We start from the raw sequence: 12,610 nt of genomic DNA, 5'->3' as shown, positions 1-12,610 counted from the left end.
GCCCGCAGAAACCTCCGGGTTCAGCCGATTGGTGCGTGGTTCGCAGCGCGGTAGGCGCCATCAGCGCGCTGCCGCCACCTCGCGCCCCAGCTCGATCACCGCCATGGCGTAGTAGCTCGACCAGTTGTAGCGCGTAATAGCGTAGAAGTTTTCGGTGCCTGCCACGTAGCTGGGTGCATCGTTGCCGTTTTGCAGTTCCACCAGCGCCAGCGGGCCCGTGTGCTGCACGCCGTGGGCATCCAGCACAGCGCCCTTGGCCAACATGCTGGCGGCACTGAAGGTGGGCAGGATGTCGGGGGCGAGCAGGTCGTCCAGCTTCAGGCGCGCATTGTCGAACTGCACCCCAAAGTGCGTGGGCATGCCGGGCGTCCAGCCGTGGCCGCGGAAGTAGTTGGCCACCGAACCGATGGCGTCGGCCGGGCTCTTGAACAGGTCCACGCGGCCGTCGCCATCAAAGTCCACCGCGTAGCGCACCCAGCTCGATGGCATGAACTGGCCCAGGCCCATGGCGCCGGCATAGCTGCCGCGCGGCTCGAACGGGTCAGTGTTGCTGCGGTTGGTGAGGCTCAGGAACTGCTCCAGCTCGCGGCGGAAGAATTCGGTGCGCTCCTTGGCGCGCGGGTGGGCTGCAGGGAAGTCGAACGCCAGCGTGGCCAGCGCGTCCATCACACGGAAGGTGCCCATCTGCTGGCCGTAGATGGTCTCTACGCCAATGATGCCCACGATGATCTCGGCGGGCACACCAAACTCGCGCTCGGCACGCTCCAGCGTGGCCTGGTTCTCCTGCCAGAACCGCACGCCTGCACGGATGCGGATGGGGTCGATGAAGCGGCTGCGGTACACGCGCCAGTTCTTGGCCGTGCCCTTGGCGGGCGGCAGCATGAGCTTGGGCACCTGGGGCAGGAAATGCGCCTGCCCGATGGCCTGGCGCACCCACTCGCGGTCCAGATCCCGCCGTGTGGCCAAGTCGTCGGCAAAGTCCATGGCCTCAGGGCGCGATGCGTAGAGCACCGGGGCCTTGGCACTGGCCCGCCCCTGGTGGGCCTGGCCGGCTTTGGCATGTGCCTTCTGGGCCGCCGGTTTGGGTTGATTTTCGGGTTTTGCGCTAGCGGGTAATGCACAGGCAGCTATCAAAAATATAGCTGCCGTGGTCCATGGTGCTGTCTTCTTCATGTCAATGGTTGTAGCTTTGTAGGGCCCGGTGCTTTGAAACTGACGCGCCCTGTGACCAGGGATGCCGAGCAAGGGCCGCCCCGCAGCGAGGGCATCGTCCCCCTTCCCGCGCAAAGCGCGAGAGAAGGGGGAAGCGGCGCAGCCGCTCAGGGGGATGATTCACTGCTTTGGCCAGGCGATGCTCCGAAACTCCCGCCGCAAATCGCCCAGGGCGGCCTCGGGGTGGGGGGCGTAGCGCACGCGTTCCAGCCGTAGCAGCCAGTCGGCCACCGCCGCAGCGGGTGCGCCGAATTGTGCCTGCACCCGCTCGGCCATAGCCCTGGGCGGCAAGGTGTCGGGCAACACCATGCCTGCACGGGCCAGGCGCTGGCGGGCGCGGGCCAGCAGACGCAGCCAGGGGTCGTGCTGGCTGCGCTCCCACAGGCTCCAGCCCATGCCGCCGAGGGCCGCCACAACGATCAGGATGCCCAGCACCATGGTCAGGTCCTGCCAGCTGGGCGACTCAAAGCCCAGGGACTTGAGCAGGTCCAGCTGGCGGCTTTGGGTGTAGTTGAGCACCCACTGGTTCCAGCTGTTGTTGACGGCCTCCCACACGGCGCGCAGGTTCTGCGCCAGCCCCGGGCTGATGACCGTGCCCATGGCGGTGGCAAAGGCCCCCTGGGGGGCGCGCAGCCGCTGAAAGGCCCCGGTGCGGCCGGGCGACACGGCGCCGGTGGGGTCCACCCGCACCCAGCCCCGGCCGGAGAGCCAGACTTCGGCCCAGGCATGGGCGTCGCTCTGGCGCACGGTCCAGAGCTTGTCCACGGGGTTGCGGTCGCCGCCCTGGTAGCCGGTGACTATGCGGGCCGGGATGTCGAGCGCACGCATCAGCACCACAAAGGCCGAGGAAATGTGCTCGCAAAACCCTTCCTTGCGGTCAAACCAGAACTCGTCGGCCGTGTGCTGGCCGTACACGCCGGGCTCCAGCGTGTAGACATATCCGCCGGTACGCAGGCGGGTCAGGGCGGCATTGACCAGCGCCTCGGTGTTGTCCTGCGCCGGGTTGGGGTTGAGTGCGGGGTCGTTGCGCATTTGCTGGGCCAGCGCCAGCGTGCGGGGGTTGAAACCGGTGGGCAGCTCGGTGTAGATGCGCAGGGCGGCGTTGGGGGTGCTGGGGCCGTGGGCAAACTGCGTGTAGCTTTCGGCCTTGTAGCGCACCACATCCGTCACGGCGCGGGTGGTCAGCCACTGCAGGTCCTGCGTCATGAAGGTTTCCATGCCGGCCACGGCGGGCTTGTCCACCGCAGCATCCAGCAGCAGCAGCCAGGGGCGCTGGTGGGGCTCCAGCGTGACCTCGTAGCGCACGGGCTGGCCTTGCACGCGCAGATTGGCGACAGTGTTGGCGCGTGCCTGCGAATAATCGCCCGGGCGGGGCGACACCGGGTGCCATTCGACACCATCGAAGGTGCCGAACACCGGGCCGCGAAAGTACAGGTCGCTCTGCGGTGGCGCGGCGCCGTCAGGGGTGTCAAACCGCACGCGCATGGCCACCGTGTCGTCCAGCGCCAGCTCGGCAATGTTGCCCACCTTCATCACACCCGACAGGCCGCTGCGCCCACTCATGGTGTCGCTGGGCATGCCCCACAGGGGCGCCATGCGCGGGAACAGCATGAACAGCGCCGCCATGATGGGCGCGCCCAGCAGTGCCATGGTGCCTGCGGTGCGCAGTGCCTGCGACAGCGGAGGGCGCCCCACGGGCATGTGGGCGTTGACCAGGGCCGTGAGCAGCCCCAGCAGGGCCACGAGCATGGCAGCGGCCGTGAACAGCGACTGCGAGAAGAAGAAGTTGCTGAGCATCGTGAAGAAGCCCAGGAAGAACACCACCAGCGCATCGCGCCGTGCGCGCAGCTCCAGCATCTTGAGCGCCAGCAGCATCACGATCAGCGTCACCCCGGCATCGCGGCCCAGGATGGTGCGGTGGGTGTACAGCGTGCCCGCCACCGCGATCACCAGCGGAACGGCCAGCACCCAGCGCGTTGGCAGTGGGCGGCCCTTGAAGGCCAGCCAGCCGCGCCACAGCATCAATCCGGCCGCCAGCAGGCTTGCCCACACAGGTAACACGTTGACCTGCGGGGCAATGACCCACGCAATCACGACGAGCAGAAACAGCGTGTCGCGCGCATCGCGCGGCAGTGCGTGGAGCGTCTGGCGCAGGGTCATGGCTGCGCGGCGGAAAGGGGGGTAATGGATTTCATGTTGCTATGCATTTGATAGCTGTTGGGAAAATATGAACGTGCGCTTGGAGCCGATAGAGGCCAAATTCGGCAGGAATGGGCAGTGGCAGGTCAACACAGAGCCAAGGCCTCCAGGCAGCGCCTACGGTGGGCTGCCCCGGTGTCGGGCGCGATCTCGGTGCCGGGCAGGCGTAGGCCATAGTCCAGGCCCAGGCGGTCGGCCTGCAGCACCCAGGCCGTCAGGCGTGACACGCGTGCCTCGTGGTTGGGCAGCGCGGCGTGGGCCAGATCCAGCCACAGCTCATTCCGCTGCGCCTGCTGCGCATCGCGGCTCACCAGGTCGTCGGTGCCGGTGGCCAGCGACTTGGCGGCCTTCTTCCAGACCACCAGTTTGAGCGGGTCGCCCCGCCGGTAGGCCCGCACCCCGTCGAATTCGCCAATGCCCTGCGACGGCGCATGACCCGTGCCCCCGGCGCGGGGCTCGCCCGGCGGCAGGGGTTGTGGCGGCACCTCGGGCGCGGGGTACACCAGCACCTCGGCAGCGGGGCGCCAATAGGTCCATACGCGGAAGGTGCCCAGCGGAAACCGCGTCTCGGCCGTCAGGGTGGGCACGCGGTGCAGCCCCCGGCGCCCGGGCTGGAAGGCCACCTGCACGCTGGCCTGGCCTTGAGCGGGCACGTCGGTCCAGGCCCAGTGGTGCTCGGCCTTGCCGGTGCCGTGCACGGCCAGGGCAATGCCATAACGCGGCGACTTGCGATCACTGGACAACTGGATCTCAAACGCCGTGCTGGTGCCCAGAAAATGTGGCTCAGGGGCCTTCAGGTGCAGCGTCAGCCCGCGCAGGTTGGCGTGGCAAATGTGCATACCCACCACCGCGCTGCCGGCCAGCAAAAAGGTCAGCAGGTAGCCCAGGTTGAGCTGGTAGTTGATGGAGGCCACCAGCAGCACCACGAGCGTGAGCGCCAGCATCCAGCCCGAGCTGGTAGGCAGTATGTAGACATTGCGCTGGGTGAGCTGCAGCGTGTCGGACAGCGGCAGGCGTGCCTGCCACCAGCGCTGGAAGCGCCTGCGAAGGCGCGCCACGGGGCTGAGCCGCGCAGCCAAGCCGCGCCAGCCCGTGGGCGTTGCGAGGGAAGGGTGGGCAGCGGATTCCATCGATCAGGGCAGCGGCACGGCATCGACCATGGCGCGCACCTGCTCGACCGCGCCGCGCCCGGCGTCGCCCACGGGCACCAGGCGGTGGGCGATGGTTTGCGGCAGCACGGCCTGCACATCGTCCGGCGCCACGTAGTCGCGCCCGCTGATGAGGGCCTGGGCCTTGGCGGCACGCAGCAGGGCAATGCCCGCGCGGGGCGACAGGCCCTGCAAGAACCAGCGGCCCGAGCGGGTGGCGGCGATCAGGTCCTGCACATAGTTGAGCAGCGGATCGGCGGTGTGCACGGCCTGCACCTGGCGCTGCAGCTCGGTCAGCTCCTCGGCCGACAGCAGCGGCAGCAGGCTGCTCACCATGTCGCGGCGGTCGTCGCCCGACAGCAGCAGGCGCTCGGCGGCGCGGTCGGGGTAGCCGATGGAGATGCGCATCAAGAAGCGGTCAAGCTGCGACTCGGGCAGCGCAAAGGTGCCCAGCTGGTCGTGTGGGTTCTGGGTGGCGATCACGAAGAAGGGGTGGGGCAGGGCGCGGGTTTCGCCCTCGACCGACACCTGCTTTTCTTCCATGGCTTCCAGCAGGGCGCTTTGCGTCTTGGGGCTGGCGCGGTTGATTTCGTCGGCCAGCAGCACCTGAGCAAACACCGGGCCGGGGTGGAACACAAAGGCTTCCTTGCCGCGTTCGTACACCGACACGCCGGTCAGGTCGCTGGGCATGAGGTCGGCAGTGAACTGGACGCGCGAAAACTGCAGCCCAAAGGTGTGGGACAACGCGTGCGCCAGTGTGGTCTTGCCCACACCCGGCACGTCCTCAATGAGCAGATGCCCCCCCGCCAGCAGGCAGGCCACGCAGTCCTGAACCTGGGCCTTTTTGCCCACGATCACCGTGTTAAGCTGATTCAGAAGCGATTTGATCTTGTGCTGTGCATTCATGGCACGACGTTATCCGAAAAACGGCAAAAAATGCGAGACGCGGGGACAAGACTGTGAGCAAGACGGGCTATTTCACCCATCGGGATTGTTGGAAGCACGAGATGGGCCCGGGCCACCCCGAATGCCCCGAGCGGCTGGATGCGATTGAAGACCGTTTGCTGGTCACAGGCGTGGGGGATGCGCTGGAGCGCTACGAGGCGCCCGAAGCCTCACTGGCCGACATCGAACTGGCCCACGGCCGTATGCACATTGCGGCGCTGCGCGGCCTGTCCGACCGGCTGAATGAAGAGCTGATGGCCGGCGGCCCGAGCTACGCGCAGATCGACACCGACACCTCCATCAACGCCCATACCTGGAAGGCGTCCCTGCGTGCCGCAGGTGCCGCGCTGGCTGCCACCGATGCGGTCATGGCGGGCGAAGTCGAAAACGCGTTCTGTTCTGTACGCCCCCCAGGGCACCATGCCTGCCGCGACAAGGCCATGGGTTTCTGCTTTTTCAACAACGTGGCGGTGGCCGTCAAATACGCCTTGCAGCGCTACAACCTGCAGCGCGTGGCGGTGGTGGACTTTGACGTGCACCATGGCAACGGCACCGAAGACATCCTGGCCAATGACCCGCGCGCGCTGATGGTCAGCATCTTCCAGCACCCGTTCTACCCCTATAGCGGCGACCACGACCCGGCCCCCAACATGGTCAATGTGCCGGTGCCCGCGTACACACGCGGCATGGACATCCGCGAGATCATCGAGATGATGTGGATGCCCCGGCTGGAGGCCTTCAAGCCCGAGATGATTTTTGTGAGTGCTGGTTTTGACGGCCACCGCGAGGACGACATGGGCCAGCTGGGCCTGACCGAGCAGGACTACACCTGGATCACCCAGCGCGTGAAGGATGTGGCCCGGCGCTACTCCAAGGGGCGCATCGTGTCTTGCCTGGAGGGCGGTTACGTGATGGGGCCGCTGGCGCGCAGCGTAGAGGCGCATCTGCGGGTTCTAGCCGACTTGTAAGCCCTCTCAGCCTGGAGCACCTGCGCTTTGACAGGCCGTCTGCTTGGTGGTGACGGCCCGGAGACGCGCCAGTCTCGGCGGTGCCGGTCGTGCAAAAAACTGGAGAAGAATGATGACGAATTCCCATGATCTGCTGCAAATTGCCCGCGACACACGCGGCGTGGTCACCCTGACCCTGAACGACCCCACCCGCTTCAATGCGCTGGGCAGCGAGATGCTCACGGCGCTGCAGCAGGCGCTGGACGACGCGGGCCGCGACGAGTCGGTGCGTGTGGTGGTGCTGGCGGCCGCCGGCAAGGCGTTTTGCGCGGGCCACAACCTCAAGGACATGGCGGCCCACCCAGAGCTGGCGTACTACCAGAAGTTGTTTGCGCAGTGCAGCCGGATGATGCTGACGATCCACAAGCTCAGCGTGCCCGTCATTGCGCGGGTGCAGGGCATGGCGACGGCTGCGGGGTGCCAGCTGGTGGCGCAGTGTGACCTGGCTGTGGCGGCAGACACGGCCAGCTTTGCCACCAGCGGCATCCACTACGGCCTGTTCTGTGCCACGCCCAGCGTGCCGCTGGTGCGCAACGTGCCCGCCAAGCGGGCGATGGAAATGCTGCTCACCGGTGATTTCATCGATGCGCCCACCGCGCTGGCGCAAGGGCTGGTGAACCGCGTGGTGCCTGCCGATGCGCTGGATGCCGAGGTCGAGCAACTGGTGCAATCCATCCTTCAAAAGCCGCGCGTGGCCGTGGCCATGGGCAAGGCGCTGGTGTACCAGCAGCGCGAGCTGGGCATCGATGCCGCCTACCAGCTGGCCGGCCAGACCATGGCCACCAACATGATGGACGAGGCCGCCCAGGAGGGCGCCCGTGCGTTTGCCGAGAAGCGCCAGCCCGCCTGGAAGCGTTGAGGCACGGCACGATGGACAAGCCGATGCTCGACGACGTGGGCCTGTGGGTGCAGGCCTTTCTCAGCCCCACGGTGCTGGTGGAGCTGGCCGTCCTGGCCGTCTGCGTAGGCCTGGCCTGGGGGCTGGTGGCGCTGCTGCAGCGCGGCCTGCGCCGGGGCGACCCGCGCTCCATCCTCTTTGGGGTGCGAATCGTGGACGGCGCGCTGTTCCCGCTGGTGCTACTGAGTCTGGCCTACATCGCGCGCACCCTGCTGCACCACTGGGTGGCGCTGGCGGCTTTCAAGATTGCGATCCCGGTGCTGGTGGCGCTGGTGGTCATTCGCATTGGCGTGAAGGTGCTGCAGGTGGCCTACCCGGACGCTGCCTGGGTGCGGCCCATCGAGCGCTCCATCTCCTGGATGGCGTGGCTGGGCATGGTGCTGTGGGTCACCGGGCTGCTGCCGCTGGTGCTGGACGAGCTGGACCAGATCCACTGGAAAGTGGGCGGGGCGACGCTGTCGGTGCGCACCATCATCGAAGGGGCGGTCACCGCAGCGGCAGTGCTGCTGATTGCCCTGTGGATCTCGGCGGCCATCGAGTCGCGCCTGCTGCGCTCGGCCACGGGCGCCGAGCTGTCGCTGCGCAAGGCCGTGAGCAATGCGGTGCGGGCGCTGCTGGTGTTTGTGGGCTTGCTGGTGGCCTTGTCGTCGGTTGGCATCGACCTGACTGCGTTGTCGGTGCTGGGTGGTGCGGTCGGCGTGGGCATTGGCTTTGGCCTGCAGAAGCTGGCGGCCAACTATGTCAGCGGTTTTGTGATCCTGGCTGAGCGCAGCATGCGCATTGGTGACAACGTCAAGCTCGACAACTTCGAGGGGCGCATCACGCAGATCAACGCCCGCTACACGGTCATCCGCTCATCGTCCGGCCGCGAGTCCATCGTGCCCAACGAAATGCTCATTACCCAGCGGGTAGAGAACCTGTCGCTCAGTGACCCCCGGGTGTGGATGTCCACGGTGGTCAGCGTGGCCTACGAGAGCGATGTGGACCAGGTGGCCCAGTTGCTCACCAATGCCGCCCTGGTCAGCCCGCGCGTGCTGCGCGACCCGGCCCCCAGCGCCGCGCTGTCGGCCTTCGGGGCCGATGGGCTGGAGTTCACCGTGGGCTTCTGGATTGCAGACCCTGAAAACGGATCCCTGGGACTGCGCTCGGACATCAACCGGGCCATCCTGAGTGCGCTGCGGGCCCACCAGATCGAAATCCCTTACCCCCAGCGGGTCATGCATGTGCAGGTCGATGGCGCAGTCCCTGCAGCGATGTCGCCGGGCGGGGCTCCCGCGCCAGCACCGGCTTCGGCGAGTTGATCCGGTGCAGGGTGATACCCCGGCGGGTGCCCGGTAGCGCAGGCGACAGCAAACTCTAGACACTGTCCGGGTTCACTCGCCTATAATTCACAAAAAGCACGATCGTTCTTTTTTGTGATTGTGCAGTCTGTGTGGTGGCTCCGTAGCGCTTTCGCTGCAGTGCGACATAGAATGTTCTAGTTTACGTAAACGTCAATTCAACCAACTCTCTAGGAGCCGCAGCAATGAAGGTCTTGGTCCCTGTCAAGCGCGTGGTGGACTACAACGTGAAGGTCCGCGTGAAGTCGGACAACACGGGTGTGGACATCGCCAACGTGAAGATGAGCATGAACCCCTTTGACGAAATCGCCGTTGAAGAGGCCGTGCGCCTGAAAGAAAAAGGCCTGGTGACCGAAGTCATCGCAGTCTCCTGCGGCGTGGCCCAGTGCCAGGAAACCCTGCGCACAGCCATGGCGATTGGCGCCGACCGCGCCATCCTGGTCGAGACCGACGTGGAACTGCAGCCCCTGGCCGTGGCCAAGCTCCTGAAGGCCCTGGTGGACAAAGAGCAACCCTCGCTCATCATCCTGGGCAAACAAGCCATCGACGACGACGCCAACCAGACCGGCCAGATGCTGGCTGCTTTGGCAGACCTGCCCCAGGCCACGTTCGCCAGCAAGGTCGAACTGGCTGCAGACAAGGTCAGCGTGACCCGCGAAGTGGACGGCGGCCTGGAAACCCTGGCCCTGACCCTCCCAGCCGTCATCACCACCGACCTGCGCCTGAACGAACCCCGCTACGTCACCTTGCCCAACATCATGAAGGCCAAGAAAAAGCAGCTGGACACCGTCAAGCCCGAAGACCTCGGTGTGGACGTGGCTCCGCGCCTGAAGACCCTGAAGGTGACCGAACCTGCCAAGCGCGGCGCAGGCATCAAGGTGGCCGACGTGGCCGCCCTGGTCGAAAAACTCAAGAACGAAGCGAAGGTGATCTAAATGTCGGTACTCGTTATTGCTGAACACGACAACGCGTCCATCAAGGGCGCAACGCTGAACACCGTCACGGCCGCAGTGGCCTGCGGCGGCGACGTGCACGTGCTGGTGGCCGGCCACAACGCCGGCGCTGCCGCACAAGCCGCCTCCAAAATAGCCGGTGTTGCCAAGGTCATCCACGCCGACGCCCCTGGCCTGGAACACGGCCTGGCAGAAAACGTCGCCGCCCAAGTCCTGGCACTTCAGGGAAATGCGGCCAGCAACTACAGCCACATCCTGTTCCCCGCGACTGCCAGCGGCAAGAACGTGGCCCCCCGCGTGGCGGCCAAGCTCGATGTGGCCCAGATCAGCGACATCACCAAGGTGGTTGCCGCCGACACCTTCGAGCGACCCATCTACGCCGGCAACGCCATTGCCACCGTGCAAAGCCAAGATTCCGTCAAGATCATCACCGTGCGCACCACCGGCTTTGACGCCGCAGCCACCACCGGTGGCAGCGCACAAGTTGAAACCGCCGCCGCCACGGCCGACGCAGGCAAGAGCAGCTTCGTGGGCAGCGAAATCGCCAAGAGCGACCGCCCCGAGCTGACCGCTGCCAAGATCATCGTCTCCGGTGGTCGTGCGCTGGGCAGCAAGGAAAAGTTCGACGAAGTCATGACGCCCCTGGCCGACAAGCTGGGCGCGGCGCTCGGTGCCAGCCGCGCGGCGGTGGACGCAGGCTACGCGCCCAACGACTGGCAAGTGGGCCAGACGGGCAAGATCGTGGCACCGCAGCTGTATGTGGCCGCCGGTATCTCGGGCGCCATCCAGCACTTGGCGGGCATGAAGGACTCCAAGGTGATCGTGGCGATCAACAAGGACCCTGAGGCCCCGATCTTCAGCGTGGCCGACTATGGGCTGGAAGCGGATCTGTTCACGGCTGTGCCTGAACTGGTCAAGGCCCTGTAAGAACGCCCCTGTGCACACAAAGGCATCGCTCGCGATGCCTTTTTTTTGACGAAATTTCGCTTTCCCGGAGACACCCATGAGCTACACCGCCCCCGTCAAGGACATGCTGTTCGCCATCGAGCACCTGGCCAACATTGAACAGATCGCGCAAATCCCTGGTTTTGAAGATGCCGGGCTGGACACGGCCGCCGCCGTGTTGGAAGAGTGCGCCAAGTTCAATGAAGGGGTGCTGTCGCCGCTCAACTGGGAAGGCGACAAGAACCCGTCGAGCTGGAAAGACGGCGTGGTCACCACCACCCCCGGCTTCAAGGAAGCCTTCCGCCAATATGGCGAAGGCGGCTGGCAAGGCCTGCAGCACCCCGCCGACTTTGGCGGCCAGGGCCTGCCCAAGACCATCGGCGCGGCCTGCATCGAGATGACCAACAGCGCCAACATGAGCTTTGCGCTGTGCCCGCTGCTGACCGACGGCGCCATCGAGGCGCTGCTGACAGCAGGCAGCGATGAACTCAAGGCCACCTACCTCGAAAAGCTGGTGACCGGCGAGTGGACTGGCACCATGAACCTGACCGAACCCCAGGCGGGCTCGGACCTGGCCCTGGTGCGCACGCGTGCAGAACCCCAGCCCGACGGCACCTACAAGATTTTCGGCACCAAGATCTTCATCACCTACGGTGAGCACGACATGGCCGAGAACATCATCCACCTGGTGCTGGCCCGCGTGCAGGGCGCGCCGGAGGGCGTCAAGGGCATCAGCCTGTTCGTGGTGCCCAAGTTCATGGTCAACAAGGACGGAAGCCTGGGCGCGCGGAATGACGCGCATTGCGTGAGCATCGAGCACAAGCTGGGCATCAAGGCATCGCCTACGGCCGTGCTGCAGTTTGGCGACCACGGCGGCGCGGTGGGCTACCTGGTGGGCCAGGAGAACAGGGGCCTGGAGTACATGTTCATCATGATGAATGCGGCCCGCTACGCCGTGGGCATGCAGGGCATCGCGATCTCCGAGCGCGCCTACCAAAAGGCTGTGCAGTACGCGAAAGACCGCGTGCAGAGCCGCCCCGTGGACGGCAGCATCAACGCCAGCGCCGCCATCATTCACCACCCTGACGTCAAGCGCATGCTCATGACCATGCGCGCCACCGTCGAGGGTTGCCGCGCCATGGCCACGGTGGCGGCTGCGGCGTTTGATGCCGCACACCACCACCCCGATGCCGACGCGCGCAAGCAGAACCAGGCGTTCTATGAATTCATGGTGCCGCTGGTCAAGGGCTACAGCACCGAGACCAGCCTGGAAGTGACCAGCCTGGGTGTGCAGGTGCATGGTGGCATGGGCTTCATCGAAGAAACTGGCGCGGCCCAGTACTACCGCGACGCCAAGATCCTGACCATCTACGAAGGCACCACCGCCATCCAGGCCAACGACCTGGTGGGCCGCAAGACGGCGCGCGACGGCGGCCAGGTGGCCAAGGGCATCGCCGCGCAGATCGAGAAGACCGAGGCCGACCTGCTGGCCAGCGGCACGCCCGCTGCACTGGCTGTGGCCAAACGCCTGACGGCGGCGCGCAAGGCGCTGCTCGACGTGATCGACTTCGTGGCCGGTGGCACCAAGGCCCAGCCCAACGCCGTGTTTGCGGGCAGCGTGCCCTACCTGATGCTCGCGGGCAATGTGGTGGCGGGCTGGCAACTGGCGCGCAGCCTGCTGGTGGCGCAGGACCTGTTGCAAAAGGGACAGGACGAAGCCTTCATGCGCGCAAAAATAACCACAGCCCAGTTCTACGCCGACCACATTCTGGTGAAGGCCCCCGGCCTGCGCGACAGCATTGTGGAAGGCGCGGCCAGCGTGACCGAGCTGGCGCTGGAAGCCTTCTGAAGGACTGGCGTGCTGTGAGGAGACAGGCCACCTGCGGGGCAGGGGCCTTGATATAAAAATGATAGCTACGGACGCATGATTCACTAGCGCATCCGGCCTATTCCATCCCTATTC

Annotated in this window: 10 protein-coding genes; 6 read left to right on the top strand and 4 right to left on the bottom strand. The window is 65.9% G+C overall.

What is annotated here, in order from left to right:
• Positions 1 to 60 precede the first annotated feature (60 nt).
• The 4 genes from mltB to C8C95_RS03035 all read right to left on the bottom strand — a co-directional run bounded on the left by mltB (position 61) and on the right by C8C95_RS03035 (position 5,465).
• A complete protein-coding gene (gene mltB / locus C8C95_RS03050; protein WP_116747600.1) occupies positions 61 to 1,173 on the bottom strand; it encodes a lytic murein transglycosylase B in 1,113 nt (370 codons plus the stop codon).
• A gap of 159 nt (positions 1,174 to 1,332) precedes the next feature.
• Positions 1,333 to 3,372: a DUF3488 and transglutaminase-like domain-containing protein gene (locus tag C8C95_RS03045; protein ID WP_116747599.1), complete on the bottom strand. Its 2,040-nt coding sequence runs from the start codon at positions 3,370 to 3,372 to the stop codon at positions 1,333 to 1,335.
• 125 nt (positions 3,373 to 3,497) lie between these two features.
• Positions 3,498 to 4,541, bottom strand: coding sequence for a DUF58 domain-containing protein (locus tag C8C95_RS03040; RefSeq protein WP_116747598.1), 1,044 nt, complete (start codon positions 4,539 to 4,541; stop codon positions 3,498 to 3,500).
• A 3-nt stretch (positions 4,542 to 4,544) separates the two neighbouring features.
• Entirely contained in the window at positions 4,545 to 5,465 is a 921-nt protein-coding gene (locus C8C95_RS03035; protein ID WP_116747597.1) for a MoxR family ATPase, read from the bottom strand.
• 101 nt (positions 5,466 to 5,566) lie between these two features.
• Between C8C95_RS03035 and C8C95_RS03030 the strand changes: the two genes are divergently transcribed.
• From C8C95_RS03030 to C8C95_RS03005, 6 genes are all read left to right on the top strand, one after another.
• Positions 5,567 to 6,472, top strand: coding sequence for a histone deacetylase family protein (locus tag C8C95_RS03030; RefSeq protein ID WP_051022555.1), 906 nt, complete (start codon positions 5,567 to 5,569; stop codon positions 6,470 to 6,472).
• Positions 6,473 to 6,584: 112 nt separating this feature from the next.
• Positions 6,585 to 7,370 carry an enoyl-CoA hydratase gene (locus tag C8C95_RS03025; protein WP_116747596.1) on the top strand — a complete coding sequence of 262 codons (786 nt, stop codon included), beginning with the start codon at positions 6,585 to 6,587 and terminating at the stop codon, positions 7,368 to 7,370.
• Positions 7,371 to 7,381: 11 nt separating this feature from the next.
• Entirely contained in the window at positions 7,382 to 8,710 is a 1,329-nt protein-coding gene (locus tag C8C95_RS03020; RefSeq protein ID WP_116747595.1) for a mechanosensitive ion channel domain-containing protein, read from the top strand.
• 224 nt (positions 8,711 to 8,934) lie between these two features.
• Entirely contained in the window at positions 8,935 to 9,684 is a 750-nt protein-coding gene (locus C8C95_RS03015) for an electron transfer flavoprotein subunit beta/FixA family protein (RefSeq protein ID WP_015015119.1), read from the top strand.
• The gene (locus C8C95_RS03010; RefSeq protein WP_116747594.1) at positions 9,685 to 10,629 is read left to right on the top strand and encodes an electron transfer flavoprotein subunit alpha/FixB family protein; all 945 of its coding nucleotides are present in this window, start codon (positions 9,685 to 9,687) and stop codon (positions 10,627 to 10,629) included.
• A 76-nt stretch (positions 10,630 to 10,705) separates the two neighbouring features.
• On the top strand, positions 10,706 to 12,496 hold the full coding sequence (locus C8C95_RS03005; RefSeq protein WP_116747593.1) for an acyl-CoA dehydrogenase: 1,791 nt from the start codon (positions 10,706 to 10,708) through the stop codon (positions 12,494 to 12,496).
• Positions 12,497 to 12,610 lie beyond the last annotated feature (114 nt).

It is taken from the genome of Acidovorax sp. 99 (assembly GCF_003096455.1).
GTDB lineage: Bacteria > Pseudomonadota > Gammaproteobacteria > Burkholderiales > Burkholderiaceae_C > Acidovorax > Acidovorax delafieldii.
Note: the sequence above shows the minus strand (reverse complement) of the source record. Positions and strands in the feature narration are given on the sequence as shown.